25 protein-coding genes and 1 pseudogene are annotated in these 25,939 nt (G+C 69.4%); 10 read left to right on the forward strand and 16 right to left on the reverse strand.

Features of this window, described 5'->3' with window-relative positions:
• Nucleotides 1-590, reverse strand: a pseudogene (locus ON41_RS39365) (hypothetical protein); the annotation flags it as partial.
• A complete protein-coding gene (locus ON41_RS28730) occupies nucleotides 587-1,582 on the reverse strand; it encodes a Ppx/GppA family phosphatase (RefSeq protein ID WP_051162705.1) in 996 nt (331 codons plus the stop codon). The pseudogene ON41_RS39365 and the gene ON41_RS28730, both read right to left, overlap by 4 nt.
• A gap of 107 nt (nucleotides 1,583-1,689) precedes the next feature.
• Here ON41_RS28730 and ON41_RS28735 point away from each other — a divergent pair, with 107 nt between their 5' ends.
• The 3 genes from ON41_RS28735 to ON41_RS28745 all read left to right on the forward strand — a co-directional run bounded on the left by ON41_RS28735 (nucleotide 1,690) and on the right by ON41_RS28745 (nucleotide 3,732).
• Nucleotides 1,690-2,547, forward strand: a complete 858-nt coding sequence (locus tag ON41_RS28735) for a DUF3109 family protein (RefSeq protein WP_373281366.1) — start codon at nucleotides 1,690-1,692, stop codon at nucleotides 2,545-2,547.
• 149 nt (nucleotides 2,548-2,696) lie between these two features.
• Nucleotides 2,697-3,239: an NADPH-dependent FMN reductase gene (locus ON41_RS28740; protein WP_040751138.1), complete on the forward strand. Its 543-nt coding sequence runs from the start codon at nucleotides 2,697-2,699 to the stop codon at nucleotides 3,237-3,239.
• Nucleotides 3,240-3,408: 169 nt separating this feature from the next.
• Nucleotides 3,409-3,732: a hypothetical protein gene (locus ON41_RS28745; protein ID WP_246460974.1), complete on the forward strand. Its 324-nt coding sequence runs from the start codon at nucleotides 3,409-3,411 to the stop codon at nucleotides 3,730-3,732.
• A gap of 105 nt (nucleotides 3,733-3,837) precedes the next feature.
• Here ON41_RS28745 and ON41_RS28750 read toward each other — a convergent pair whose 3' ends face one another.
• The 9 genes from ON41_RS28750 to ON41_RS28790 form a co-directional block, all read right to left on the reverse strand.
• Nucleotides 3,838-4,527, reverse strand: a complete 690-nt coding sequence (locus tag ON41_RS28750; protein WP_040751140.1) for a response regulator — start codon at nucleotides 4,525-4,527, stop codon at nucleotides 3,838-3,840.
• Nucleotides 4,524-5,795: a sensor histidine kinase gene (locus tag ON41_RS28755; protein ID WP_040751141.1), complete on the reverse strand. Its 1,272-nt coding sequence runs from the start codon at nucleotides 5,793-5,795 to the stop codon at nucleotides 4,524-4,526. The genes ON41_RS28750 and ON41_RS28755 overlap by 4 nt, the downstream gene beginning before the upstream one ends.
• A 353-nt stretch (nucleotides 5,796-6,148) precedes the next feature.
• Nucleotides 6,149-8,194, reverse strand: a complete 2,046-nt coding sequence (locus ON41_RS28760) for a CocE/NonD family hydrolase (protein ID WP_040751143.1) — start codon at nucleotides 8,192-8,194, stop codon at nucleotides 6,149-6,151.
• A gap of 363 nt (nucleotides 8,195-8,557) precedes the next feature.
• Nucleotides 8,558-10,609, reverse strand: coding sequence for a CocE/NonD family hydrolase (locus ON41_RS28765; protein ID WP_040751145.1), 2,052 nt, complete (start codon nucleotides 10,607-10,609; stop codon nucleotides 8,558-8,560).
• 420 nt (nucleotides 10,610-11,029) lie between these two features.
• Nucleotides 11,030-11,767 carry a phosphoglyceromutase gene (locus ON41_RS28770; RefSeq protein WP_040751146.1) on the reverse strand — a complete coding sequence of 246 codons (738 nt, stop codon included), beginning with the start codon at nucleotides 11,765-11,767 and terminating at the stop codon, nucleotides 11,030-11,032.
• 68 nt (nucleotides 11,768-11,835) lie between these two features.
• Nucleotides 11,836-12,741: an ROK family protein gene (locus ON41_RS28775; protein WP_040751147.1), complete on the reverse strand. Its 906-nt coding sequence runs from the start codon at nucleotides 12,739-12,741 to the stop codon at nucleotides 11,836-11,838.
• A gap of 88 nt (nucleotides 12,742-12,829) precedes the next feature.
• Nucleotides 12,830-13,333: a type III secretion system chaperone family protein gene (locus ON41_RS28780; RefSeq protein WP_373281367.1), complete on the reverse strand. Its 504-nt coding sequence runs from the start codon at nucleotides 13,331-13,333 to the stop codon at nucleotides 12,830-12,832.
• Nucleotides 13,330-14,682 carry a D-inositol-3-phosphate glycosyltransferase gene (mshA, locus tag ON41_RS28785; protein ID WP_373281368.1) on the reverse strand — a complete coding sequence of 451 codons (1,353 nt, stop codon included), beginning with the start codon at nucleotides 14,680-14,682 and terminating at the stop codon, nucleotides 13,330-13,332. Before mshA ends, ON41_RS28780 begins: the two co-directional genes overlap by 4 nt.
• A gap of 307 nt (nucleotides 14,683-14,989) precedes the next feature.
• A complete protein-coding gene (locus ON41_RS28790) occupies nucleotides 14,990-15,814 on the reverse strand; it encodes an alpha/beta fold hydrolase (protein WP_040751149.1) in 825 nt (274 codons plus the stop codon).
• 158 nt (nucleotides 15,815-15,972) lie between these two features.
• Here ON41_RS28790 and ON41_RS28795 point away from each other — a divergent pair, with 158 nt between their 5' ends.
• Nucleotides 15,973-16,707 carry an SDR family NAD(P)-dependent oxidoreductase gene (locus ON41_RS28795; RefSeq protein WP_085995843.1) on the forward strand — a complete coding sequence of 245 codons (735 nt, stop codon included), beginning with the start codon at nucleotides 15,973-15,975 and terminating at the stop codon, nucleotides 16,705-16,707.
• A 204-nt stretch (nucleotides 16,708-16,911) separates the two neighbouring features.
• Here ON41_RS28795 and ON41_RS28800 read toward each other — a convergent pair whose 3' ends face one another.
• Entirely contained in the window at nucleotides 16,912-18,123 is a 1,212-nt protein-coding gene (locus ON41_RS28800) for a L,D-transpeptidase (protein WP_246829621.1), read from the reverse strand.
• A 98-nt stretch (nucleotides 18,124-18,221) separates the two neighbouring features.
• A complete protein-coding gene (locus tag ON41_RS28805; RefSeq protein WP_051162713.1) occupies nucleotides 18,222-19,310 on the reverse strand; it encodes a UDP-N-acetylmuramate dehydrogenase in 1,089 nt (362 codons plus the stop codon).
• Nucleotides 19,311-19,354: 44 nt separating this feature from the next.
• On the opposite strand from ON41_RS28805, the gene ON41_RS28810 reads away from it, so the two are divergent.
• From ON41_RS28810 to ON41_RS28820, 3 genes are read left to right on the forward strand one after another with little or no spacing between them, the layout of a single operon-like run.
• On the forward strand, nucleotides 19,355-19,846 hold the full coding sequence (locus tag ON41_RS28810) for a DUF2505 domain-containing protein (RefSeq protein WP_040751152.1): 492 nt from the start codon (nucleotides 19,355-19,357) through the stop codon (nucleotides 19,844-19,846).
• A 25-nt stretch (nucleotides 19,847-19,871) separates the two neighbouring features.
• Nucleotides 19,872-20,387 (forward strand): DUF2505 domain-containing protein, encoded by a 516-nt coding sequence (locus ON41_RS28815; protein WP_040751153.1) that lies wholly within the window; start codon nucleotides 19,872-19,874, stop codon nucleotides 20,385-20,387.
• The gene (locus ON41_RS28820) at nucleotides 20,357-21,169 is read left to right on the forward strand and encodes a class I SAM-dependent methyltransferase (protein ID WP_373281369.1); all 813 of its coding nucleotides are present in this window, start codon (nucleotides 20,357-20,359) and stop codon (nucleotides 21,167-21,169) included. The genes ON41_RS28815 and ON41_RS28820 overlap by 31 nt, the downstream gene beginning before the upstream one ends.
• A 127-nt stretch (nucleotides 21,170-21,296) precedes the next feature.
• Here the strand turns inward: ON41_RS28820 and ON41_RS28825 are convergent, their stop codons facing one another.
• On the reverse strand, nucleotides 21,297-22,775 hold the full coding sequence (locus ON41_RS28825; protein WP_157185653.1) for a hypothetical protein: 1,479 nt from the start codon (nucleotides 22,773-22,775) through the stop codon (nucleotides 21,297-21,299).
• A gap of 95 nt (nucleotides 22,776-22,870) precedes the next feature.
• Nucleotides 22,871-23,476, reverse strand: coding sequence for a hypothetical protein (locus ON41_RS28830; protein ID WP_040751154.1), 606 nt, complete (start codon nucleotides 23,474-23,476; stop codon nucleotides 22,871-22,873).
• Nucleotides 23,477-23,592: 116 nt separating this feature from the next.
• Between ON41_RS28830 and ON41_RS28835 the strand changes: the two genes are divergently transcribed.
• A complete protein-coding gene (locus ON41_RS28835) occupies nucleotides 23,593-24,360 on the forward strand; it encodes an LmeA family phospholipid-binding protein (RefSeq protein WP_051162709.1) in 768 nt (255 codons plus the stop codon).
• On the opposite strand, the gene deoC is transcribed toward ON41_RS28835, so the two are convergent.
• On the reverse strand, nucleotides 24,350-25,045 hold the full coding sequence (gene deoC, locus ON41_RS28840; RefSeq protein WP_040751155.1) for a deoxyribose-phosphate aldolase: 696 nt from the start codon (nucleotides 25,043-25,045) through the stop codon (nucleotides 24,350-24,352). The genes ON41_RS28835 and deoC overlap by 11 nt on opposite strands.
• Before the next feature lie 121 nt (nucleotides 25,046-25,166).
• Between deoC and ON41_RS28845 the strand changes: the two genes are divergently transcribed.
• Nucleotides 25,167-25,712 (forward strand): GNAT family N-acetyltransferase, encoded by a 546-nt coding sequence (locus ON41_RS28845; protein ID WP_040751156.1) that lies wholly within the window; start codon nucleotides 25,167-25,169, stop codon nucleotides 25,710-25,712.
• 71 nt (nucleotides 25,713-25,783) lie between these two features.
• A partial coding sequence (locus ON41_RS43200) for an ACT domain-containing protein (RefSeq protein ID WP_040751157.1) occupies nucleotides 25,784-25,939 on the forward strand: 156 nt, incomplete at its 3' end.

Here is a 25,939-nt window from a genome sequence, read left to right on the forward strand (position 1 = left end):
TTCGGGCCGGAGCCATTGGTCCCATAGCCGTTCGGGCCCGAGCCGTTCGACCCGTAACCGTTCAGGTCGGAGCCATTGGACCCATAGCCGTTCAGGTCAGAGCCGTTGGATCCGTAACCGTTCAGTGCCGAACCGTTGGATCCGTAGCCACTGGGATCGGAACCGTTGACGTACCCGTTCGACCCGTAACCGTTCGGATCGGAACCGTTGACGCCGTACCCGTTCGACCCGTAGCCGCTCGGGTCGGCGCCGGTGGACCCGTACCCGTTCGATCCGTAGCCGTTGGATCCGGACTCGTCGGTCCCCAGCGGGTCGTAGTACGAGATCGGGCCCGACTGCGGCGAATACGCGGGCCTGGCGTCGAAATCGGGTGTCGCGGCCGGGAACTCCGGCTCGGGTTCGGCGGCGTCCGGTTCGGGCGCGGCGTGCGAGGAGGAGCCCTCGCGCACGGCGGGCATATCGCCCGTCAGTTCGGTGACCGAGATACCGCGGCCGCTGCGCCGTCGCCGACCGCCGCCGGACGCGGGCACGCCCTGTCCGTTGCGGGCGAGCAGCTCGGCAACGGACAGCTGGGTCGATTCGTCACTCATCGCGACACCGTTTCGGTTGGGCCCGGTACGCCGTTGGGACGGCTGTTTCCGGTACCGGGTTCGCTGTCCAGGTCGGTATCCAGTTTGCGCAGGATCAATCCCTCCCGCAGCGCCCAAGGGCAAATCTCGAGAGTATCCAGCGATAACGCTCGCATACTCGCCTCCGCGACCAACGCGCCAGCCACCAGTTGCTGTGACCGATCGGAACTTACGCCCTCCAATTCTGCCCGGTCCGCCGCGGTCATCCGGGAGATGAACGCGATCAGCTGCCGCAGACCGGAACTGGAGAGAATACGCCTTTCCCGAGGACCCGCGCCCGATGGGGCAGCGCCGGTGAGCCGGGCGAGGGTTCGGAATGTCTTGGATGTGCCAACGGCCAGATCGGGACGTCCGGGCTCCAGCAACTGTTTTGCCGGAATCACCATCTCGGCCTCGAGCCAGTCGCGCAGCACTGCGACGCGCCGCTTGCCCGGCGGGTCCTCCCGCAACCACTCACGGGTGAGCCGGCCCGCGCCGAGGGGTAGTGACAGCGCCACGTCGGGCGCCTCGTCGCAGCCGTTGCTCATCTCCAGCGAGCCGCCGCCGATATCGAGATTGAGGATGCGCCCGGCGCTCCAGCCGTACCAGCGGCGTACCGCCAGGAAGGTCAGCCGCGCCTCGTCCACGCCCGTCAGCACCCGCAGATCCACGCCGGTGTCGCGGCGTAGGCCGGTCAGCACCTCGTCGGAATTGGTGGCCTCGCGCACCGCCGACGTCGCGAACGGCATCAGCTGGATGCAGCCGGAAGTCTTTGCGATGCTGGCGAACTCGGCCACGGTCTTGGTGAGCCGGACGGCGCCCTCCGGGGTGATGCGGCCAGCGTCGTCCATGTTCTCCGACAGCCGCAGCGTCGCCTTGGTAGAACTCATCGGCATCGGGTGGCCACCGCGATGCGCGTCCACCACGAGCAGGTGGACGGTATTGCTTCCCACATCGAGCACACCGAGCCGCACAAGAACACGGTACTGGGTTGTGGTGTCGCACAGGACAAGGAACTGCGTAACGTCGCGTAAACCCCGGGAATGCAACCTGTCGGCAGCAACTGTTAGCGTCTGGCGATGTGACGGTAGGAGCATCCGCGAGCGCACCGACCGGGTTGCGACCAGCGGCAAAGATCGATCCCAGCCCAGAGGTCGATCTCGACTTCCCGCGGGAGTGGATCGAGTTCGTAGATCCAGCAAATGACGAGCACACCATCGTGGCCGACCTGACCTGGCTGCTGTCGCGGTGGACGTGCGTCTTCGGCACGCCCGCCTGTCAAGGCATCATCGAGGGCCGCCAGGACGACGGTTGCTGCTCGCACGGCGCCTTCCTCTGCGACAGCGACGATCGCAAGAAGCTCCAGAAGGCTGTGAAAATGCTCACACCCGAGGACTGGCAGCTGATGGACGAGGCGCGCGATGCCGACGGCAAGGTGCGCAAGAGCCGGTATCTGGAGGAGGACGAGCTCGACGACGAGCCCGCCCTGCGCACCCGCCGCTACGAGGGCGCGTGCATCTTCCTCAACCGTCCGGGCTTCGCCGGCGGCATCGGCTGCGCGCTGCACAGCATGGCCCTGCGCAAGGGACTCGAGCCGCTGACCGTGAAGCCCGAGGTGTGCTGGCAGCTGCCCATCCGCCGCACCCAGGACTGGGTCGACCGGCCCGACGGCGTGGAGATCCTGCGCACCACCCTCACCGAATACGACCGGCGCGGCTGGGGCCCGGGCGGCCTCGACCTGCACTGGTACTGCTCGGGCTCGCCGGACGCACACGTCGGCTCCCGCCCGGTCTGGCAGTCCTACGCCCCCGAGCTGATCGAATTGATCGGCCAACCGGCCTACGACGAACTCGCCCGCCACTGCAAGCGCCGCGAGGGCCTGGGCCTGGTCGCCGTCCACCCGGCGACGTCCGCGGCCAAAGAAAAGGCCGCGGAGTAGGGACCGGACGCCGCACCGCGGGCTGGGGACGACCCGAGCCCGCGGGTATGAACGCCACGCCGCGATACTGGGGGAAAGCCATCGGCGCCGCGGATCGAAGATGATGCCGACGCGGAATAGGACGGTGTCGTGCCCGCCTTGAGGAAGGCGTGAGCACTCGCATCCTGCTGATTTCGGGCAGTACTCGGCCCGGTTCCACCAATACCGCCGTGCTGCGGACGCTCGCGGCGGTGGCGCCCGACGGCGTGTCGGCCGAGCTGTATACGGGGCTTACCGAGATTCCGGCATTCGTGCCGGGCGATACGCCGTCGCCGCCGGCGGTGGCGGACCTGCGGGAGCGGCTCGAGGCGGCCGACGCGGTGCTGATCTGTAGTCCCGAGTACGCGGGCTTCATGCCCGGCAGCCTGAAGAACCTGCTGGAGTGGACCGTCGGCACGGCCGACCTGTACGAGAAGCCCGTCGCCTGGATCAACGCCGCCGCGGACGGGCGCGGCGACGGGGCGGTCGCCTCGCTGCGCACGGTGCTCGGCTACGTCGGCGCCGATATCGTCGAGTCCGCGTGCCACCGCATCACCGTCTTGGGGGACATGGTCGGGCCGGACGGCACCATCCCCGACACCGCGGTCCGGGAGCAACTGAGCGAGGTCGCGGCCGCGATTGCGGGCCATCTCACAGACCACTCCCCCAGCTAGGGCCGCGAACCGAGCAAATACACGGCACGCCGACGTCAGGACACGCCCGGCCACGCGACGAGGATGTCGAAAAACCGCGCGACGCGCGGCGGTGCGCCGACCGGACACCGGTTCGCCATGAAGGATTCACCGAGCGGTGGTAGGCATCATTCCCATGATGAGGAAAATCATGGCAACCGCAGTCCTGACCGCCGGCGCCGTCCTGGCGCTCGCCCCCGGCGCGTTCGGCGACGACGCCGCCATCGACCCGACCGATTACAACGTGCAGACCGACAAGTTCGTGAACTACACGGATCCCGCCGCCCTCCAGGCACAGCAGAACGGCAAGCAGGTCATCGTCAGCCCCTACGGCACCTCGCGCACCATCGCGTGCAAGGGAAACGGCGCCGACATCCCCTTCTACGACTGCCTGCAGCACGACGACTTCGGCTGGCAGACCCTCCAGAAGCAGGACGTCCCCCAGATCGGCACCGCCTGGGTGCACATCGTCTGAGGTGTTCCCGACCAAAAGCGTGCCGGGAACAAGGAGTAGTGCGGCATGCCGGGGGTCGCTTCCCGGCATGCCCGATTCACTTTCCCGGCATGCTTTCGGCCGGGATCACGCCTCGAGTTTGTAGCCCAGGCCTCGGACGGTGACCAGGTGTTCCGGCTTGGCCGGGTCGGACTCGATCTTCGAGCGCAGGCGCTTGACGTGGACGTCGAGCGTCTTGGTGTCGCCGACGTAGTCCGCGCCCCACACCCGGTCGATGAGCTGCCCGCGGGTCAGCACCCGGCCCGAGTTGCGTAGCAGGTATTCCAGTAGGTCGAATTCCTTGAGCGGCAGCGTCACCGGCTTCCCGTTGACCTGCACGGTATGGCGGTCGACATCCATCCGCACCGGGCCCGCCTCCAAGACGCCGCTCTCGTTGCCGCCGTCCATCTCCTCGCCGGCCCCGCGACGCAGGACCGCGCGGATCCGCGCGATCAGCTCGCGCGAGGAGTACGGCTTGGTCACGTAGTCGTCGGCGCCGAGTTCCAGCCCGACAACCTTGTCGATCTCGCTGTCGCGGGCGGTCACCATGATCACGGGCACGCTGCTGCGGGTGCGCAACTGCTTGCACACGTCGGTGCCACTCATGCCGGGGAGCATGAGATCGAGCAGCACGATGTCCGCGCCGGAGCGGTCGAACTCGGCCAGGGCGGACGGCCCGTCGCCGACCAGAGTGACCTCGAACCCCTCCTTGCGCAGCAGGAACGCGAGCGGATCGGCCAGCGACTCCTCGTCCTCGACGATCAGCACACTCGTCATCGGGTTGCCTCCACACCGTTGGGTCTGGCCCGCCCGTTGGGGCGCGGGCCGTTTTCCTTCTTACCCACCGTGCTTCCGGTGGGAGCTTTCCAGTCCCCCGCGGCCGTCGCCGCCGCACCGCCGCGCGACTGATCATCGGCGCCGGTGGCGGGTATGCGCAGCGTAAACGTCGAACCCGTGCCCAGCTTGCTCCACAACGTGATCTCACCGTTGTGGTTGGCGGCCACGTGTTTGACGATAGCCAGCCCGAGCCCGGTACCGCCGGTGGCGCGCGAGCGGGCCTTGTCGGCGCGGAAGAACCGCTCGAACACCCGCTCCTGATCCTCCTTGGCGATACCGATGCCGCGGTCGGTCACGGCGATGTTCACGTAGCCGCCGCGCAGCGAGCGGCTCACGGAGACGTGCGAACCCTTCGGCGAGTAGTTGATCGCGTTCTCGACCAGATTCGACAGCGCCGTGACCAGCAGGGTCTCATCGCCCAGCACCTCGTGGCCGCTGTTGGCGTCGGTGCTGACGGTGATCCCGGCGGCCTCGGCCGCGGTGCGGGAACGTTCGATGGCGGCATTCACGACGGTGTCCACGTCGACGGCCTCGAGCTGCGGCAACTTCTCCGCGCCCTGCAACCGCGACAGCGCGATCAGCTCGGTCACCATCTTGCCCATGCGGCCCGATTCGGCGTGCAGGCGCTGGCCGAAATGCCGCACCGAATCGGGGTCGTCGGCCGATTCCAGCAGTGCCTCGGCCAGCAGGCTCATGGCGCCGACCGGGGTCTTGAGCTCGTGGCTGACGTTGGCCACGAAATCGCGCCGGGTCGCCTCCATGCGCGCCTGCTCGGAATCGTCGTCGGCGAACAGCACGACGAAGTTGGAGTTGTCCCGCGACAGCGGGCGGGCCACGCCGCGCACCGCGATGCGGCTGCGGCCGGGCACCGGATTCTTCAGGGTGAGATCGAAGTCCACGCTCTCGGCGGTGGCCAGCACCTTCTCCACGGCGGTCCAGGCGCGCTCGTCGAGCAGCCGGTTGCGGACCAGGCCCAGTTCCTCCGCGCGCGGATTGACCAGCACCACATCGCGATATTCGTCGACCACCGCGATGCCGCTCTCGGAGGCCAGCACGATCAGATCGAGTACCTGGGACATGGTGAGCCCGGATTCGGCCTCGCGCCGCTCGGCCTGCCGGGCGTTCACGTACGGAATGAGCAACCCGCCGACAGCCAGGCCTACGACGGCCGCCAGAACTGCCAGCAGCACGGCCTGCGGAACGCTCACAACTGAATCGTACGGTCGCGGGCGCGCCGACCAAGCCCGGGTCCGCGAAGTTTCGCGCAGGTCACGGGTGCTTCCACCGCAGTTAGCCCGGCGTTTACGCAACGTTCCCTCGGCGCGCCGGTGTATCGCACCTCGCGAATTCCCGGCGTGCCCGACGATGCCGACACGACATTTCCTTGCGGCGCCACACATCTGGAGCCCATGCGACACCGACGTGAACTGTCCCCCCATTGTGCCCGCGCGCAGTGCCGTGCGCCGCACCCTCGCGCCGGGTGTGATGTGCGACTCGGTGTGCGCGCGAGCCCCCTATCGGGTATCGATCCGGCCCGAATTATCCGAATTATCCGGATATTTCACCACCCTGGATCACCCGCGATCGGAAGATTGGCATAACTGGGGTCGGCAGGGTCCAGCAGGAGATGCTGGGGGCGCAGGCCGGATTCGAGGAGGAGCGGGGTCGGCGGCATGCCCTTGGGGAAGTTGCCCGCGTAGACGTTCACGCGCAGCCGATGGCCCGGTTGCAGGGCGGCGTCGACGGCGGGCACCGGGATATCGAGCGGCGTGGGTTCGCCGGGGACGGTCGGCTGCCGGGTGTCCAGGGACAGGTCGGGCACCGGGTGGGTGTAGTCGCCGTCGGCATCGCGCGTGCTGCGCGATTCGTCGATGGCCCGCAGCGAGGCCATCAGCTGCCCCGTGGACAGCACCGTCGACTGCCCGTCGGGCGCCACATCGGTCACCTCCACCACCCAGAACCCGTCGGTGGCGTCCTGTGCCGTCCGGAGATGCACCGACATCGGACCCGAGACGGTCGTCGGCGCCGCGACCGGCGCGCTGGTGAAGGTCAGGCCGTTCAGTTCGTGCACGCGGTTGTCGTCACCGCAGGCCACCACGATCGCGGCGACCCCGACCGTCTGCTGCGCGGCGTCGCGGGAGCAGAGTCCGGTCAATCCCGGTGCGACGGTGAGGCTGTCGGCCTCCGGAGCCGGCTCGGCGACCAGCGATCCGTCGTGCACACTGCCCGCGGCGGTACCGCTGGGCGCGGCGGCGAGGTACATCCGCCGATAATCCGAGACGGCCTCGGGCGCGGGGTACGCCGGCAGCGTCTTCCAGGTGCCGCCCTGTTCTTGTACGGTGACCGGCCCGTACCGGTCGATGCCGTTGTCGATTCCCTTGAGCCACTTGTCGAACCACGCCCGCTGGAGCACGTCCATGCGCGGCGGCATGCCGGGCTTCCCGGATTCGGCGCCGTTGGTGATGTGGTAGCTGTCGCCCATCAGCAACTGTTTCTGCCCGGGCGGCAACGGAATCCGGCCGTAGAAGTCGGTCTGCGAGGTGACGAACAGGTCGTGCCAGCCGCCGGAGATGAAGGCGGGCGTCTCGATACCGCTCGGATCGGTCTCCCACGCCTGCCTGGTCGGGCTGCCGGATCGCAGGAGTTCCTGCACCTTCGGGCTCAATTGCGGGATGTTCGGGGTGACGAAGGCGTCGATCAGCGCGTCCACGAAGGTGAACGGGTCGGCGAGCCGGTCGGCCAGCCACTTCCCGTCGAAACGCCCCTGCACGAGCGACAGCAGATCCGGCATCAGCTTGCTCATATTGACCCCGAGCAGCCAGGCGGGCATGAAGGTGGTGCCGATCGCGCCGCCGGGCGCCACCACGTCCCGAAACGGGTTGCCGCTGGGCACGACCGGGAACAGCGCCTTCAACGCGGGCGGATTCTTCGCCGCCACCTGCAACTGATTGATCCCGGAGTAGGACACGCCGCTCATGCCGATATCACCGGTCGACCACGGCTGCCGCGACACCCAGTCGACCACCTCGACGGTGTCCTGCTGCTCGCGGGCCCGCAGCAGATCCCAATCCCCTTGCGAGAAGCCGGTTCCCCGCACGTCGACCACGATCTGGGTGTAGCCGCCCCGGATCAGCTGCCGGTCGACGGAGAAGTTCCGCACCAGCCCGCCGCCGAGCGACTTCGTCAGATCGGTGATTCCCGAGAATGGCGTCCCCGATAGGTCGAACTCGTGCGTCAGGCGCATCAGCTCGTCGGAGAATCCCGGAATCGACCGGGCCGAGTCGATGAGCATCGAGCCCAATTTCGTATAGGGCGTGAGGTTGAGGACGGTCGGCGTGGGCGTGGCGATCGGCCGTCCCGCCGCGTCGGCGGGGTGATAGACGTTGCCCTTCAACACCGTTCCGTCACTCATGGTGAGGGGCACGTCCCAGTCGATGTAGACGTTGGGGTACTGCTGCGGCCCGTCCTCGGTGGCCGTCCACGCCGCACCCGCGGCTCCCCCGTCCGGCCCCGTGGGCTCGAGGTCCGCCGAGGCGACCGGAGCCACGAACGGCAACAGCGCGACCGTGCCGACGGTCAGCAACGCGACACGAAACAGAGACTTCATCCACCCACCCCGACCGGTTGGAAAATGACTGCCCCCAAGCTAGATCCGCACCACCGACGCCAGAGGTGAATCGGCACAGAATCGTCCGATTGCACAAACCCCTGCGCAAAAAGCGAGCAGGTGCACAAGAGGGCGCGAGCGGGGAACCTTGGGCTCGAGCGGGGAACCTTGCGCGCGAGCTGGGAACCTTGGGCTCGAACGGGGGAACCTTGCGCGCGAGCTGGGAACCTTGGCCGCGAGCAGCGGGGGCCTCGAGCGCGGGCGGGAATCCAGGGGGCGAGGCAGGGAGCTGGGGGTGACGTAAAAGTCCCGGGAGGGCACGTCGTTGGGCTCTCCCGGGACGGGTCAGGCAGTGCCTGAGTCCTACCAGCCGGGGCGGCCCCGGACCGGGATGTTGACGAAGCTGGGGGCGTTCGGGTCCAACTGGAGGTGTTGCGGTTTCAGGCCGGTGTCGATGAGCATCGGCATGATCGGCAGGCCCTTGGGGAAGTTGCCGGCGAAGACGTCCACCCGCAGCCGGTGACCGGGCTGCAGCACCGCCTCGGTCGCGGGCAGTGCGAGGTCGAGGGTGGTCGCCTCGCCGGGCACCGTCGGCCGGCGCTTGTCCAGCGAGGTGTAGGCGCGCGGATCGGTGTAGTCGCCGTTGGCCGATCGCGTACTGCGCGATTCGTCGATCTGCCGCAGCGAGGCCATCAGCTGCCCGGACGACAGCACCGTCGACTGCCCGTCGGGCGCGACGTCGTTGACCGTCGCCACCCAGTAGCCGTCGGCCGCGTCCTGAACGGTGTTGAGCCGCACCGCGATCGGGCCGGAGACGGTGGTCGGCCCGGCGACCGGATCGCTGGTGAAGGTCAGCGCGTTGGTCTCGGCCACGCGAGAGTCCTTGGCGCAGCCGTCGATGATCGACAGCGCACCGGCCGTCGCCTGCGCGGCGTCGTTGGAGCACAGCGTGGTCAGGCCGGGCGACACGGTCAGCCGCGCGGTGTCGTCGCCGCCGGAGCCGGTGAGCGAACCGTCGTAGACGCTGTTCGCCGTCCCGCTTCGGGTGGCGGACAGGTACATCCGGCGATACTCCGACGCCTCCTCGGCCGGCGCCGACGGGCCGAAGCCGTTCTGCGTGACCCAGCCGCCGCCCTGCTGGCGCAGCGTCACCGGACCGTAGGTGTCGATACCGTTGTCGATTCCCTTGAGCCACTTGTCGAACCACGCGCGCTGCAGCACGTCCAGCCGCGGCGGCAGGCCCGGCTTGCCGTACTCGTTACCGGAACTGACGTGATAGGTGTTGCCCATGAACAGCTGCCTCTGGCCGGGCGGCACCGAAATCTCGTTGTAGATCTTGGATTCCGAGTAGGTGAACAGGTCGTGCCAGCCGCCGGTGACGAACGCCGGGATATCGATCGCGCTCGGATCACCGAGCCACGCCTGTCGCTGAGAGGTGTAGTCCGACAGCATCTCTCGGACCCGCGGATCCAGATCCTCCATCCGCGTAGCGGTATACGCGGACAGCAGCACGTCCATATAGGTGTACGGGTCGGCCATGCGGTCGCCGAGCCAGGTGGTGTCGAACGTGCCGTTCACGATCGACTGCACGTCCGGCACCCACTTCAGGGTGTTGATCGCGGTCAGCCACAGCGGGATGAAGTTGAAGCCGAAGCCGCCGCCGGGCGCGAGCACGTCGTCGACCAGGTCGCTGCCGGGGACCACGGGGAAGATCGTCTTCAGTGCCTCGGGATGCTTCTCGGCGGCCTGCACCTGATTGATGCCGGAGTAGGAGATGCCGTTCATGCCGACCTTGCCGGTCGACCACGGCTGCCGCGCGGCCCAGTCGATCACCTCGACGGTGTCCTGCTGTTCGCGCTGACGCAGCATGTCCCACTCGCCCTGAGAGAAGCCGGTGCCACGCACGTCGACCACGACCTGGCTGTAGCCGCTCTTGATCAGCTGGCGGTCGACGGTGAAGTTGCGCAGTTCGCCGCCGCCGAAGGACTTGGTCAGATCGGTGATCCCGGACAGCGGGGTGCCGGACAGGTCGATCTGCCGCAGCAGGTTCAGCAGCGCGTCGGACAGGCCCGGGATCGACTGCGCGTGGTCGGCGAGATTCGAGACCAGTTTGGTGTACGGGGTGAGGTTGACGATCGTGGGCGTCTGCGTGTCGGCGGGGCGGCCGGCGGCATCGGCGGGCCGGTACACGTTGCCCTTCAGCACGGTGCCGTCGCTCATCGTGATCGGCACGTCCCAGTCGATGTGGACGTTCGGATACTGCTGCGGCCCGTCCTGGGTCGCGGCCCACGCGGCGCCGGCGGCGCCCCCGTCCGGACCGGTCGCGACGGGCTCGGCGGTGGACGTGGTGGCGAGGAAGGGAGATACCGCGATCGCGGCGACCGCCGCAACCGTGGCACGCAGCACGGACTTCATCGAACGTGATCCACCTCTCGAATTGGTCGAACGACCGGAAGTGTATCTACTCGGGAGTAAGTTGCAAACGACCGGTTACGTCAATTGCAGCGAAAATCTCTCACCCACTCACCGTCTCCCGCACGGCGACGACCAGGAAGAAGAGCCGGGACCGCACTATCGAGTGTTGCCCACACCACTTCCCACCGGCCGCAACCCAGCTTCCGACACCCCAGCCCCCACCGGAACCGATTCGGTAGCAATACGATAGCTACGCTTCTATGGGAGAGACGGAGTTCACAAACCGAGCCGTCGGAACCTTACCGTGCCGGCACCTGCTCCCACTCCATTCCCCGGCACGCTTTTGGCCGGGGCCACGCAGCCGCACTGTGAATCCCGGCCAAAAGCGTGCCGGGAAATGAAGAGGGGCGTACCTAGGTCCTATTTACCGCCCTGGTTCGCCACGGCCGCTGCACCTGCGGCCGCGGCCGCCGGGTCCAGGTACTCCCCCGGCCCGACCGGGCGCAGGTTCTCGTCGAGTTCGTAGCGCAGGGGGATGCCGGTGGGGATGTTCACCCCGGCGATGTCCTCGTCGGAGATGCCGTCCAGGTGCTTGACCAGGGCGCGCAGCGAATTGCCGTGTGCGGCAACCAGAACGGTCTTGCCGGCGACCAGTTCCTTGGAGATGGTCGACTCCCAGTAGGGGATCATGCGGGCGACGACGTCCTGCAGGCATTCGGTCTGCGGGACCTCGGCGCCGGCGTAGCGCGGGTCGCCGTCCTGGCTGTACTCGCTGCCGGGCTCGATCGGCGGCGGCGGGGTGTCGTAGCTGCGACGCCACAACATGAACTGCTCGTCGCCGTACTTGTCGCGGATCTGGGCCTTGTTCTTACCCTGCAGCGCGCCGTAGTGGCGCTCGTTGAGCCGCCAGTCACGGACCACAGGAATCCAGTGCCGGTCGGCGGCGTCCAGGGCGATATTGGCGGTGCCGATCGCGCGGCGCAGCAGCGAGGTGAACACGATATCGGGCAGGATGCCCTGTTCGGCCAGCAGTTCGCCGGCGCGCTTGCCCTCGGCGACACCCTTGTCGGTGAGGTGAACGTCCACCCAGCCGGTGAACAGGTTCAGGGCATTCCATTCGCTTTCGCCGTGGCGCAGCAGCACGAGGGTGTACGTCATGCGCGTTATGCTAGCCCGCCGCCGGGCACGTTCTACCACGTGCTTCCGAGCGGCTGGATCCTCGAGGCTCAGTCGTACTCGTCGGCCGTGGCGTGACCGGCCGCGAGCACACCGGCCCCGACCAGGGTGGCACCGTGGCTGATTCGCGACGGCACCACGTGCAGGCCGCGGGCGAAATCGATGCGGGCATGCTTCGCGACGGCCGCGCGCAGCGGATCCCACAGCGGCGCACCGGATTCGGCGAATCCACCGCCGATGACGGCCCGATCGATGTCCAGTAGCGCCGCGGCCGACGAAATCGCCTGTCCCAGTGCGGTTCCAGCGCGTTTCAAGGCGGCGAGCGCGATAGGATCGCCGGCCTGCGCGTCCCGCGCGAGGTCCACCCCGGTCGCCCCCGGCCATCCCTGCTCGCGGGCCCAGCGCGCCGACGACATCCCGCTCGCCACCGCCTCGACGCATCCCACGCCGCCGCATCCGCACGGCACGTCCCAGCCCGGCACCACGATGTGGCCGACGTGCCCGGCGTTCCCGGTCCGGCCCACCGCGACCCGGCCGTCCATGATGATGCCGCCGCCGATACCCGACGACACCGTCATCGCCAGCCCGTCCCGCACCCCGCGCAACCCGCCGACGTGGTGTTCGGCCAGTGCCAGGCAGGCGCCGTCGACCGCGAGCCGGATGACGGCGGCGGGGAACAGCTCCTGCACCGAGGCCACCAGGGGGTACCCTCGCCGCCATTCCGGAATGTTCAGCGGCGCAACGGTTCCCGACCGGACGTCCACCGGCCCGGCCGATCCGATGCCGATCGCGGTGATCCGGGTATCCCCCGCCACCGCGCGCAGCAACTCCCGGCACGTCTCCCAGACCCGCTCCGGCGGCACCGCGGCCCGGCGCACCTCCCGCACCTGCCGTCCCGCGTGCACCACCCCGGCCGCGAACTTCGTCGCCCCGATATCGAGCGCCAGTATCGTCATCACCCAGCCACCTTCCACCCGGCACACCGGCGGGCCCCCGCATTCTCACCCGCCCGGCACACCCCGGACCACAGCAGCCGCTACGGGGTCAGGAGTCGTCGGTGTCGACGAGGTGTTCGAAGGCGCGGAGGTTCTTGAGGGATTCGCCGCGCGAGACTCGCCACTTCCATTCGCGGCGGATGGATTCGGCGAAGCCGAGTTCCAGCAGGACGTTGAAGTCGGCGTCCACGGCCTCGAGGATCTGGCCGAAGACGCGGTCCAGTTCGTCGGGGGTGACGGCCTGGGTGGCGAACCGGCCGACCAGGTAGATGTCGCCGACGCGGTCGAGGGTGTAGGCCACGCCGTAGAGGCGGCGGTTGCGGCGCAGCAGGAATTTGTAGACGCCCTCGAAGTTCTCGTCCGGTTTGCGGCAGACGAAACTCTCCACGCGCATGCCGTGTGTGCCGACGGTCACCATGACCGTGGTCGCGAGTTTGCGCTCGCCCGGCAGGACGACGATGAAGACGTCCTCGCCCTCGCGGGTGTAGTCCACCTCGCGCTCGCGCAGGGTGTCCTCGATCAGTTGCGCGGTGTCTCGAATCGAGTCGGTCACCGGCGAACCACTCCCATCCGGCGCCGCCACAGCGCCCGCGACCTGGCCTGACTGCTCTCTGCCTGCAACGTACCCGCCATGCGCGATCGCATGCCCCGATACCCCGACAGAGTCAGCGCGTAGCTGTCCAGCAGGCCCTCGGCCGTGTGCTCCCAGGAGAAGTTGGCCGAGTGCTCGACCGCCGCCGCGCCCATCCGGCGCAGGCCGTCGGGGTTGTCGAACAGTGAGCGCAGCGCGCCCGCCCAGTCGTCGGTGCGATGGCCCGGGACCAGGAGTCCGGAGACGCCGTGGCGCACCGCGGTACCGAGCCCGCCCACCCGCGCGGCCAGCACCGGCGTGCCACTGGCCTGCGCCTCGATCGCGACCAGGCCGAAGGATTCGTTGTAACTGGGCACGGCCACCAGATCCGCCGCCCGGTACACCTGGACCAGGCGATGCGGCGGTTGCGGCGGCAGGAACGTCACGCGGTCGGCGATGCCGAGCGAGGCGGCCAGTTCGATCAGCGCGTCCGGCCGCTCCAACCCGGTGCCCGACGGCCCGCCGACGATCAGGACCCGCAACGATCGGCCCGGATCGGTGCGCAGCACCTGGGCAGCGGCGTGCACCAGGACGTCGGGGGCCTTCAGCGGCTGGATGCGCCCGACGAACGCGACGATCTGCTCGTTCTGGTCGAGACCGAGTTCGGCGCGGGCGGCCGCCCGGTCGCCGGGGTGGTACCGGGTCAGGTCCGCGCCCGGCAGCACCACATCGATCCGGTCGGGTTCGGCGCCATAAAGCTCCACGAGCTGGCGCGCCTCGTCGCCGGTGTTGGCGACCAGCCGGTCGGCCTCGGCGACGATCTGCTTCTCCCCGATCTCGCGGGCGGCCGGCTCCGGGGTGTCGCCCGCGGCGAGGTGGGCGTTCTTGACCGCGGCCAGCGTGTGCGCGGTGTGCACCTGCGGTACCCGCCAGCGGTCGCGGGCCAGCCAGCCGACCTGGCCGGACAGCCAGTAGTGCGAGTGGATCAGGTCGTAGTAGCCGGGCAGGTGGCGTGCCTCCTGACGCAGCACCTCGGCGGCGAACGGGCACAGCTGGGTGGGCAGGTCGTGCTTGTCGAGCCCCTCGAACGGGCCCGCCACCACATTGCGCACCAGAACGCCGGGGGCCGCCTCGACGACCGGTTCGTCATTGGAGGAGGTGGCGCGGGTGAAGATCTCCACCTCGACGCCGCGACGGGCCAGCTGGATCGCGGTCTGCAGCACGTAGACGTTCATTCCGCCCGCGTCTCCGGTGCCCGGCTGGGCCAGTGGTGAGGTATGCACCGATAACACGGCGATGCGATGCGGCCGTAGGTCCGTGCGTTGACTCACCACTCCAGTGTGCACGGCCGGAGTCGCCACCCGTCGCGACCTCCGTCTCCAAGTGACAGCAGTCACAATGCAATTCGCCGCACCGGGAACGGGCCGACCGGGCTCGATCCGGGGCGCTTCCCGGTGAAATACGGGCAAACCGGACATGATCCATCGAAGTATGCGTTCGATCACACCGGATCACACGCCGACGTGTGCGCCGCGGTTCGATTCGGCACGAGTTCGCCACGGCCCGCGTGAGCGGACACCGCAGCCGCTGCCGATCAATTTCCGCCGTAAAGTGTTGCGGGAGAGCGCTTTACGAAGGTCAGTCGAGCCCGTCGACGAACTCCGTGACCTCGGCGGCGAAGCGGTCCGGATTCTCGACGAACAGGCCGTGCTGGCCGTTCTCCCAGTAGGAGGTGCGGACGTCGGGCACGGCGTCCGCGATGTAGCGGCCGTTGTCGATGGGGACCACCGGATCGGCGGTGCCGTGCAGCACCAGCACCGGAACGTCGAGGGTGCGCAGGGTGTCGGTGTTGTCGACGGTGCGGTAGAACAGCGCTTTGCGGACCCGCGGCGGGGTGGACAGACTGCCGCCGTACAGGCTCTGAGCGGCCTCGCCCTTGTCACGGCCGGGGCCGGTGTTGGCATTGCCGAAGGCCGCGAAACCGCGCATGGCCTTGCCGGGGCTCTCCTCGAAGACGTCGGGGATGGCCTGCTGCATGGCCGGTCCGGGCGTGGCCCCCGGTACGTCGCGCCCGATGCCCGCCTGCGATCCGCTGTAGACGACGCCCGCGATCGACCCGGTGCCGTGCGCGGTCAGGTAGTCGCTGAGCACGATGCCGCCGTAGGACCAGCCGAGCAGCACCGCGCCGGTCTCGACGCCCTCGCCCGCGAGCACCGCCGCCACGTCCGCGGCCCAGTTCTTCGGGTCGTCGTAGCCGGTCTCCGGGGCGTCGGAGTAGCCGTGCCCGCGCAAATCGACGGCGATCACCCGGAACCGCTCGGCCAGCAGATCCGCGGCCCGTCCCCAGCACCGCAGATTCCCGGCCCAGCCGTGCAGCAGCACCAGGGGCCTGCCCTCGGCGGGCCCGGTCACCCGGTACACGATGCCGGTCCCGTCCGCGCTGACCACATTCCGAATCGCCATGCGGCCAGGCTAACGCGCCCGTCACCACGGCCACGTGCGCGACCGCGCCGGGATCGCGCCGCCGCTCCGGCGCGGGGACATGCGGAGGCGGAGGAGGCGCGCCGCTCCGTACGCAACCACGCAGCGTTCGGCGCTCCCTCGCACATATGCTCAGCTCCATGAGCATCCGCACCGCTGTCGTCACCGGAGCCAGTTCGGGAATCGGGGAGGCCACCGCCCGCGAACTCGCCGCACAGGGCTATCACGTGTACGTCGGGGCCCGGCGGGTGGATCGGCTGCGGACGCTGGCCGAGGAGATCGGCGGCACCGCGCTGCCGCTGGACGTGACCGACGAGGAGTCGGTGCGCGCGTTCACCGAGGCCGTCGAGCGAGTGGACGTGCTGGTCAACAATGCCGGCGGGGCCAAGGGCCTGGCGCCGGTCGCCGAGGCCGACCTGGACGACTGGCGCTGGATGTGGGAGACCAACGTGCTCGGCACGCTGCGGATCACCAAGGCGCTGCTGCCCAAGCTGATCGATTCCGGCGACGGCCTGATCGTCACGGTCACCTCGGTCGCCGCGTTCCACGCCTACGACAACGGCTCCGGCTACACCTCCGCCAAGCACGCCCAGGCCATCCTGCACCGCACCCTGCGCGGCGAGCTGCTGGGTAAACCGGTGCGGCTCACCGAGATCGCGCCCGGCGCGGTGGAGACCGAATTCTCCCTGGTCCGCTTCGACGGCGACGCCGACCGCGCCGCCAAGGTCTACGAGGGCATCGACCCGCTGGTAGCCAAGGACATCGCCGAGATCATCGCCTTCGCCGCCACCCGCCCCCCGCACGTCAACCTCGACACCATCGTCGTCCAGCCCCGAGACCAGGCCGGCCCCGGCCGCTTCGCCCGCCGCCCCTGACCGGCCCCGCACCCACTCCCCGCGCGCCTACCTCATCGTTTTCCGGCGCGCCTACCTCATCGTTTTCCGGCGCGCCTACCTCATCGTTTTCCGGCGCGCCCACCTCATCGTTTTCCGGCGCGCCCACCTCATCGTTTTCCGGCGCGCTTTTGGCCGGAATCCGTCGCGAGTTCCCGGCCAAAAGCGCGCCGGGAAATCGAGTGGTCAGTTGTTCCCGCGTACAGGACCAGGTGGGACCGGCGTGGCGGAGACGACCGGGGAGGGTTCGCCGTGGAGGGCGGACATGGATTTCCAGGTGTCCCAGTCGATGGTCCAGTCGTAGAGGTCGCCGTCGGCGGCGGACAGGGGGATGGAGGTGCCGGTGATCTCGACCGGGTCGCCGTACATCGCGGTCGGGAAGTAGGCCTGCGCGTCCGACGTGCTCAGGTTGATACAGCCGTTGGTGACGTTCGTATTGCCCTGTGCCCCGGACGATTCCGGGTTGGCGTGGATGAATTCGCCGTTGTTCGAGATGCGTACGGCCCAGCGTTCGCGAACGTTGGTGTAGAACGGCGGATTCGACATCATGAAGTCCTCGTACTTCTCGGTCACCACGTGGGTGCCCGAGCGGGTCACGTTGCGCGCCTCGTTGCCCTCGCCGTAGCTGCACGCGAAGTCGAACAGCGTATCCCCGTCGCGGATCACCTGGACGCGGTGACTCGGCGCGTACCCCTTCACGATCTGGCTGCGGCCGATCTTGAACTCCGAACTCAGATCGGTGTAGCCGTAGGCCCCGTCGCCGAGTTCGAGCCCGTAGAGCTTGCCCGAGAACTTCACGTCGGTGCCCGGCGCCCAGTACTCGCGCGGGCGCCAGTGCGCCCGGGAGCCGCCGTTGTCGTCGGGCAGCCAGGCCCAGCCGCCCTCGGTCTGCGGGGTCGTGGCGACGGTCAGCGCCTTCTCCACCGCGGCCTTGTTGGCGACATGGCTCTTGAACTGCAGGATGATCGGCGCCGCGATGCCGACCTCCTGGCCGTCGCCGATATTGATGGTGGCCGTCACGGTCTGCTTGGGCGCCAGCGTGGTGAAGGTGCCGTCGATCTGCACGGGCTTGCCGTCGGTGCCGATCGCGGTGCCCGCCCACGTGTAGGTGGCGTCGTACCCCAGCGCCTCGCTGACGGTGAAACGACTGCCGTCGGGGGCCAGGGTGCCGGTGATCTGCTTACCGCTCGCGTTGGTCAGGGTGACCTTGTCGATGCGGCCGCTCGTCACCGTGACCGAGATCGGCGTGGTCGGATTGACGTCCGTGCTGCCCTTGTCGGGCTGGAAGGTGACCTTGGCGACCGGTTCGCTGTCCTTCGGCGCGGACTTGTCACCGCTGCCGTTCGAACATCCGGCCACCAGCGCGGCCCCCGCCAGCTGAGCCACTCCGATCAACACGGCACGTCGGCTGGTAACTCCTCGAATGCTCACTTCCTCGAATTTACCGCGAAGATCCGCGTGCCCCGACCGGATCCGGTCGTGGTTCGCGCCACCCCCTACAGCGTCAAGCCCACTGTCACCGGTTCCGGCTCCAGCCGGATGCCGAACCGCTCGGCGACGCCGTCGCGGACCGTACGCGCCAGGTCCGCGAGATCGGCGGCCGTCGCCCCGCCCCGGTTGGTCAGCGCCAGCGTGTGTTTGGTCGACAGCCGGGCCGGTGCGTCCGGACCCGGGAATCCCTTCGCGAAACCGGCCCGCTCGATCAGCCAGCCCGCCGAGAATTTCACGCCCCCGTCCGCCGGATAGACGGGGACTGTGACATCCCCCACATGGCGGTTTATCGCCGCCCGAACCTGATCCACCCGCGCCTCCGGCACCACGGGATTGGTGAAGAACGAGCCCGCGCTCCAGGTGTCGTGATCGTCCGGATCGAGGACCATGCCCTTCCCGGCCCGCAGCCGCAGCACCGCCTCGCGCACCTCCGCCGCCGGGCGGGTCTCCCCCTCCTCCGCGCCGAGGGCGTTCACCAGTTCGCGATAGCGCAGCGGCGCGCTCTGCCCGCTCGGATCGAGGGCGAACTCCACCTCGAGCACCACGGCCCGGTCGCTGTGCTTGAGCACCGAAGTCCGGTATCCGAAGCCGAGTTCCGCCGGTGCGGCCCAGCGGACCTCACCGGATTCGCGATCGAACAGCCGCACCCGGCGCAGCAGTCGCTCGACCTCGAGGCCGTAGGCCCCCACGTTCTGCACCGGCGTCGCGCCCGCGGATCCCGGGATTCCCGACAGGCACTCCAGGCCGCCCAGCCCGGCCGCCACCGTCGCGGCCACCACCGCGTCCCAGTTCGCGCCGGCCGCCGCGACGACCGAATCCGCGCCGATCTCCACCCGCTCGGTCGCGACGCGCACCACGACGCCGCCGAAGCCCTCGTCGGAGATCAGCAGATTGGATCCGCCCGCGAGGAGCAGCACCGGAATTCCGGCGGCGTCGAGAGTGCGCACGGTCGCCACGAGCGCGTCGGTGTCGGCGCAGTCGGCGACCGTCGCCGGACCGCCGACCCGCAGCGTGGTCAGCTCCGCCAGCGGGACCGAATTGCGTACCCGCGCACCGGTCACGGCCAGCAGGTCACGCGTTTTGTGGAACGGCACCACTCGAGACGTATGCACAGCGAGAGACGGTAGCGTGTTGCACCATGGCGACACCCTTGGCGTATACGGCTCAGTACACGCATCCGGCCGACGCGATCCGTGCCGCGTTCGCCGACGAGCAGTATTGGAAGGACCGGATCGAAGAGGTCGGCGGCCCGAACGCGCGCCTGGACTCGTTCCGCGCCTCGGTCGACGAGCAGCAGATGCAGGTCGAGATGGTGCAGTCGATCCCGGCCTCGGAGCTGCCCAGCGCGATCACGTCGGTCCGCCCGGGTGATCTGATCATCCCCCGCACCGAGAGCTACTCCGGCTTCGCGGGCACCTTCACCGCGCAGGTGCAGGACGCGCCCGCGCAGGTGCGCGGCACGGTCACTCTCACCGACGAGGGCGAGACGTCGCACGCGGTCATCGAGGGCTCGGTCGAGGTGACCGTCCCGCTGTTCGGCAAGAAGATCGAAAAGGTGGTCGCCGAGAAGTTGCTGGAGCTGCTCGAGGCCGAGACCGACTTCACCAACACCTGGATCTCGAGCCGCTGATTCGAACGCAGTAACCTAGCTCCCCATGGCTCGCCGACTGGACTACTCAGCCCGCTACCCACTGCACACCACCAAAGAGGTGTACGCGGCGCTGTCCGACCGCGCCTACTGGGACGCGCGGATGGAGGAGATGCGCAAGTACTCCCCCAACGAGATCACGGGTCTGACCGCCGGGGACGCCGGCATCGAGGTCGAGATCCGGCACGTGCTGCCGCGCGACATGCTGCCCGAGATCGCGCAGGCCGTGATGCGCAAGGACATGGTGATCACCCGCACCGAGACCTACGGCCCGTTCGCCCCGGAGGTCACCGGCGAGTACGTCGCCGCGATTCCGGCCGGACCGGGCAGCCTGGGCGGCACCATGCGCCTGTTCCCCACCGACACCGGCTGCACGCTGCGGACCTCGTCGACGGCGAAGGTGTTCATCCCGATGCTCGGCCCGAAGCTCGAGCAGATGATGCTGATCAACCTCGTGGACCTGTTGCGGGCCGAGGCCGAGTTCACCGCGCAGTGGCTGGAAGAGCAGAACCCCACCGCCTGACCCCCTCGTCGCGGCCGATCGGCGCGATCACGCGCGGCACCACCGGCATCAACCGGCTGCGCCGCAGCGACCGCTGGCTGATGCACGACGAGGTGGTGGCGACGCGGCTGCGGGCCGCCGCGGACCCGCTGATCGTCGATCTCGGCTACGGGGCGAGCCCGGTGACGACGCTGGAGCTGGCGGCGCGGCTGCGGCGGGTGCGGGCCGACGTGCGAGTGGTGGGTCTGGAGATCGACCCGGACCGTGTAGTGCCGGGCCGGGACGGGGTGGTGTTCGCGCGCGGCGGATTCGAGCTGGCCGGGCTGCGCCCGGTCCTGGTGCGCGCGTTCAACGTCCTGCGGCAGTATCCGGAATCGGCTGTGCCCGAGGCATGGTCGACGGTCCTGAACGGGCTGGCTCCCGACGGGCTGCTGGTCGACGGCACCTGCGACGAACTGGGCCGCCGCTGCGCCTGGATACTGCTGGACCGCACCGGCCCCCTCTCCCTGACCCTGGCATGGGACCCGTTCACCGTCGACCGCCCCTCCGACGTCGCCGAGCGCCTCCCGAAAGCCCTGATCCACCGCAACATCCCGGGCGAACGCATACACACCCTGCTCACCGCCGCCGACCGCGCCTGGACACACGCCGCACCCCTGTCCCCCTACGGCCCCCGCACCCGCTGGCGCGAGGCCACAAACTTGTTGCGCCAACAGGGTTTTCCCCTCCGCCCCTACCGCCGACGCATGCGCGACTGCGTCCTCTCTGTGCCATGGGAAGCCGTGGCCCCCAACAACTCCTGACCCCGAATGCACAACACCCGCATTCCCGGCCACCCATCTCCCGGCGCATCCCCCCATTTCCCGGCATGCTTTTGGCCGGGATCTCACCTGTGGATTCCGGCCAAAAGCGCGCCGGAAAAAGACCGAATCACCAGGGCAGCAGGCGTTGGAACCGGCCGACCACGGCCGCGGAGGTCATCACCGAACGTGGCTCGTAGGGATGACGCCACAGGCCACCATGGAACGCCCCCTCGGTGAACAGCGATTCTGGATTGGGTTGGGGGGCAGGGGGTTGCGTGAGGTCGGCGACGAGTTTGGCGGCCAGCAAGGTGCGGGCGGTGTCGGGGGCGAAGACCTCGATGCCGAAATGGGTGCAGCCGAGGTAGGCGTTGGCGGGCCAGGCGGCGTGGCGGGTCGGGCCGGTCCAGATCAGGGGGGCGACGGTGTGGGAGACGGTCTGCCCGGCGGCCTGTGCCAGCACCGCGCGCCAGCGCGGTAGTCGCCGGGCCAGGGCGTGATTCGGGCCGAGGGCAGGCGGCAGCAGGTCGGCGACGCCCCAGTGCGCGCCGGTGGCGTCGGCGATCTCGTGGCGGTAGTTCGGGCGGAAGATCGATGTCCGCGACACCACCCGGGCCCAATCCTGCACCGCGCCGGGCATTCCCAGCCGGGCCCGCCGTGCCCTGGCGTCGGCGACCACGTCGTGCGGCACCGCGTAGCAGTCGAAAGGTGACCCCACCTGCGCCAGCGCGGTATCCGGCCGCCGCCGCGACACGGCCTCGGCCAGCAGATCCGCCGCGGCCGCCACGCGCACCCCCGCCGGTCCGGACGCCGCCGCATACGACCCCAGCACCGGACGGATGCCGTCCGACAGCGCGGTGACGATCCAATCGGCCAGGGCCGGAAGCTGTCCCGCGAGATCCGCGCCCGGCCGCCCCGCCGACACCGGGAACCGCAGCCGCCCCGCCCCGCGGCGCGCGTACTCCCGCACCATCTCCCAGCGCTTACGCCCGGGCAGATCGACGGCCAGCACGTCCGCACCCCAGTGCAGCAGCGGCCGCAGCGGACCGAGTTCGGCGGCCGCACCGGTCACGACCACGCGAAAACCCGGCAGCGCCAGCCATTCCGGATGATCGATCACCCGCTCGACCGCGGCGGCGAATCCGGGCTCCAGCACGCCCTCGCGCCGCCAGTCCGCCAGCCGCCGGCGCAACCGGTCGCCGGACAGCAGCGCCCCGCCGCACGGAACCTCCAGGCGCGCCGGGGGTTCGGCCTCGCCACGAACGTCACCGGTCGCGAGCGCCGAGCCGCCGGGCCCGGCCGCGGACAGATCCACCTCCCCTACCGGGCGCCCGGCGGAGACATGCAGCATCGTCCGCACCGACCGCAGCCCGTCGGCGGCGATCCCCAGGGACGCGTCCGGGGCGCTCACCGCCAGCGCGGTCATCCCCCGGAAGACGCGCCGGTACTGCCGGCGCCAGTCGCGGCAGGTCTCCACCCACTGCGCCAGATCCGCGTCGTGCCGCCGCACGGCGTCCGCGACGACCGCGGTGGCGAACATCTCCGCGATGTCCTCCGGCGGACCCGGCGGAAAATCCAGACCCCAGGCGCCCTCACCGACCGTCGACATGGTCAGCACCATGCCATGAACACCGACCGCGCAAAACCCGAACGTGACACGTCCAATAGCCGTTATGCATCATTTGCCCACGGCCACAGCGGCTTTCACGCCCGCGACAGCGCGTGCCGGATCCGGGCCGCGGTGCGCGGCGCCAGGCTCGTGGCCGCGGCGCGGATCTCCGCGCCGGCACACCGGTGGATGGCGACCGCATCGCCCACCACCTCGTCCAGCGCGCCCTGCCCGATCCCCGTCTCGGCCAGATCCAGCACCGTGCGCACGGGCGTCGTGACCAGGAACGTCCCGGCGGATTCGATATCGCGGCGGCGCAGCGCCCGGCGCAGCACCACCAGCCGCGGCACGGTGGGCACCCGCCCGCCCTCGACCGAGAGGTGCAGGAAGCGGGGCTGCAACCGGCCCAGCCCGTGCAGCTCGGCCGCGCTGTGATGGGAGACGGCCGCCGCGCCGTCGAACCAGGCCGACCACATCGCGTACTCGTCGAGCGGGCCGACCGGCCAGTCCGCCAGCCGCAGGATCCCCACTCCCGCGCGGATCACCGAGCCGTCGTCCAGCGCGTCTCTGACCACATCCTCGCATCGGGTACGCCGGGCGAGGCGTGTCGTGAAGTATCCGGCATGCCGGCCGGCCAACCGTCGCAATACCACCCAGCCCTGTTCCGGATCACGGATTCGGCTGTCGGCTTCCCCGGACATGTGACCCAGGCTACGCGTGCGACCTGTGCGGCATGTCACAATCGCCAGGCGTCCTTGCGCCAAGCCTTCATCCGTCCCACAGAGCAGACTCAGAAAGCTCGGGAAGAATCGGTGGCATGAGTTCGAACCCTCCAGCAACCGCGACCGCCCCCGGCCCGCCGGACGGCGGGCCGCGCGGCACCCGGAACCTGCGGCGGATCATCCTGATCGTCGGACTCGTCCTCGTCCTGATCGTGGTCGGTACGGCCGTCGCCGCCGAGACCTACTACCGTCACCGGACCGAGCGCTGCCTCGCCACCCAGGTGGAGAAGGATCTGGGTTCCAAGGTCTCGGTGAGCTTCGGGCCGAAGCCGTTGCTGCTCACCGCGATCGACCACAAGATCCAGTACGTGAACGTCGACAGCGACGACGCCAAGTTCGGCCCGGCCGTCGATATGAAGGTGCACGCGCGGCTCAACGACATCACGATGATCGACAACGGCCGCGGCGGCGGCGAGATCGGCAGCAGCAGCGCCGAGGCCGCCTGGAGCAACGCGGGCATCCAGCAGACGCTCAGCGGCCTGGTGTCCGGCGTGCAGTCCGATCCGGCCGCGGGCGTCCTCGACGTCAAGGTGCTCGGCGGCATCGCCGACCTGATCGTCAAACCGCAGATCGTGGGCGACCGGGTCGAGGTCACGACCCAGTCCGCGAATCTGCTCGGCTTCGGCCTGCCGACCGACCTGGTCGACAGCATCGTGCAGATGATGACCGAAAGCCTGCAGAGCTACCCGCTGGATATGAAGCCGACCGAGGTGAAGGTCACCAGCGACGGCATCTCGGTCTCCCTGGCCGGCGGCGCGAGCAAGATGCAGCCGGCCGCCGACGGCCAGTCCGTCAGCTGCTGACCTCCGGGAATCCGGCCAGCACGTCGCGCGAGCGGGACAGCCCGAGCCGGGTCGCGCCCGCCGCCACGAGTTCGGCGGCGGCCGCCGCGGTGCGGATGCCGCCGCTGGCCTTGATGCCCAGCCGCCCACCCACGGCCTCGGCCATCAGCCGCACGGCGTGCACGCTCGCGCCGCCCGCCGGATGGAAGCCGGTGGAGGTCTTCACGAAGTCGGCGCCGGCGCGTTCGGCGGCCCGGCACACCTGGGTGATCGCGTCGTCGGGCAGCGCCGCCGACTCGATGATCACCTTCAGCACCGCCTGATCCCCCATGCCCTCGCGCACCGTGACGATATCCGCCAGCACCGCGTTGTAGTCCCCGGCGAGCGCCGCGCCGACATCGATGACCATGTCGACCTCGGCGGCGCCCTGCTCCACGGCCAGCCGCGCCTCGGAGCCCTTGATCAGCGAATGATGCTTGCCGGACGGGAATCCGGCGACGGTCGCGACCACCAGACCCGGCGCGCGGACGGGCAGCACGGCGGGCGACAGGCACACCGCGTACACGCCCAGCTGCCGCGCCTCGTCGACGGCGGCGGCGACATCGGCCGCGGTGGCCTCCGGCGCGAGCAGGGTGTGGTCGATCATCGCGGCCACCTCCCCGCGGGTGAGCGCGCGCGTACCTGATTCCGGAGCGGTGTCGGCCATGGGGACAGAGTCTGGCATACGGGGGCGCGCGGCGAATATCGTTGCGGGTGGCGTCCGCGGTCGCGCACACTCGTATGGTCAGCGGTTCGGACCATACCCACTCGCCGGGGAGGAGAAGTCAGTGCTGATCCGTCGCGAACGGCCCGGCGACATCCCCTCGATCGACGCGGTCCATCGCGCCGCCTTCGCTCGCGAGTACCCGAACGGGTCGCCCGAGGGCGCTCCGCGCGCGCTCGCCGATCCCGCCGAGGTGACCTTGGTGCATCGCTTGCGCAGCGATTCCGGCTGGATGCCGACGCTGTCGCTGGTGGCGCAGATCCACGACCGCGTGATCGGGCACGTCTGCCTCACCCGCGCCGGGGTGGGCCCGTTCCCCGCGCTGGCGCTCGGGCCGATCGGGGTGCTGGCGGACCGGCAGGACGCCGGTGTCGGCTCCGCGTTGATGCACGCCGCGCTCGGCGCCGCCGACGCCCTCGACGAACCCCTGATCGGGCTGCTGGGCAGCCTCGACTACTACCCGCGCTTCGGCTTCCTCCCCGGCGCTCGCGTCGGCATCGTGCCCGACCAGCCGGACTGGACCTCGCATTTCCAGGTGCGGCTGCTGACGGCCTACGGGCCGGAGATGACCGGCGAATTCCATTACGCGGAGCCGTTTTACACGCTCTAGGCCCGCGCGGCGCGCCGCATACGACCGGCCGGTCCCAGGCTTGCGGAATCCGACCTGGGAGTATGGCGCCTATGAGTTCGACCCCCGCGCCCGACGACCGCCGCTACGTCCTGATGCTGGGCTGTCCGGACCGGCCGGGCATCATCGCCCGGATCACCTCGTTCATCGCCGAGTTCGGGGGCTCGATCATGGAGGCGGGCTACCATTCCGACACCGATTCGGGGTGG

This window comes from Nocardia transvalensis NBRC 15921, from assembly GCF_000308875.1.
GTDB classification, from domain to species: domain Bacteria; phylum Actinomycetota; class Actinomycetes; order Mycobacteriales; family Mycobacteriaceae; genus Nocardia; species Nocardia transvalensis.

Bases quoted from the DNA above. Each gene is read 5' to 3' on its own strand.
- ON41_RS28745 (WP_246460974.1), top strand. From the start codon at position 3,409: ATGGCAACCGCAGTCCTGACCGCCGGCGCCGTCCTGGCGCTCGCCCCC.
- ON41_RS28750 (WP_040751140.1), bottom strand. From the start codon at position 4,527: ATGACGAGTGTGCTGATCGTCGAGGACGAGGAGTCGCTGGCCGATCCG.
- ON41_RS28760 (WP_040751143.1), bottom strand. From the start codon at position 8,194: ATGAAGTCTCTGTTTCGTGTCGCGTTGCTGACCGTCGGCACGGTCGCG.
- ON41_RS28765 (WP_040751145.1), bottom strand. From the start codon at position 10,609: ATGAAGTCCGTGCTGCGTGCCACGGTTGCGGCGGTCGCCGCGATCGCG.
- ON41_RS28770 (WP_040751146.1), bottom strand. From the start codon at position 11,767: ATGACGTACACCCTCGTGCTGCTGCGCCACGGCGAAAGCGAATGGAAT.
- ON41_RS28775 (WP_040751147.1), bottom strand. From the start codon at position 12,741: ATGACGATACTGGCGCTCGATATCGGGGCGACGAAGTTCGCGGCCGGG.
- ON41_RS28790 (WP_040751149.1), bottom strand. From the start codon at position 15,814: ATGGCGATTCGGAATGTGGTCAGCGCGGACGGGACCGGCATCGTGTAC.
- ON41_RS28795 (WP_085995843.1), top strand. From the start codon at position 15,973: ATGAGCATCCGCACCGCTGTCGTCACCGGAGCCAGTTCGGGAATCGGG.
- ON41_RS28810 (WP_040751152.1), top strand. From the start codon at position 19,355: ATGGCGACACCCTTGGCGTATACGGCTCAGTACACGCATCCGGCCGAC.
- ON41_RS28815 (WP_040751153.1), top strand. From the start codon at position 19,872: ATGGCTCGCCGACTGGACTACTCAGCCCGCTACCCACTGCACACCACC.
- ON41_RS28825 (WP_157185653.1), bottom strand. From the start codon at position 22,775: ATGTCGACGGTCGGTGAGGGCGCCTGGGGTCTGGATTTTCCGCCGGGT.
- ON41_RS28830 (WP_040751154.1), bottom strand. From the start codon at position 23,476: ATGTCCGGGGAAGCCGACAGCCGAATCCGTGATCCGGAACAGGGCTGG.
- ON41_RS28835 (WP_051162709.1), top strand. From the start codon at position 23,593: ATGAGTTCGAACCCTCCAGCAACCGCGACCGCCCCCGGCCCGCCGGAC.
- deoC (WP_040751155.1), bottom strand. From the start codon at position 25,045: ATGGCCGACACCGCTCCGGAATCAGGTACGCGCGCGCTCACCCGCGGG.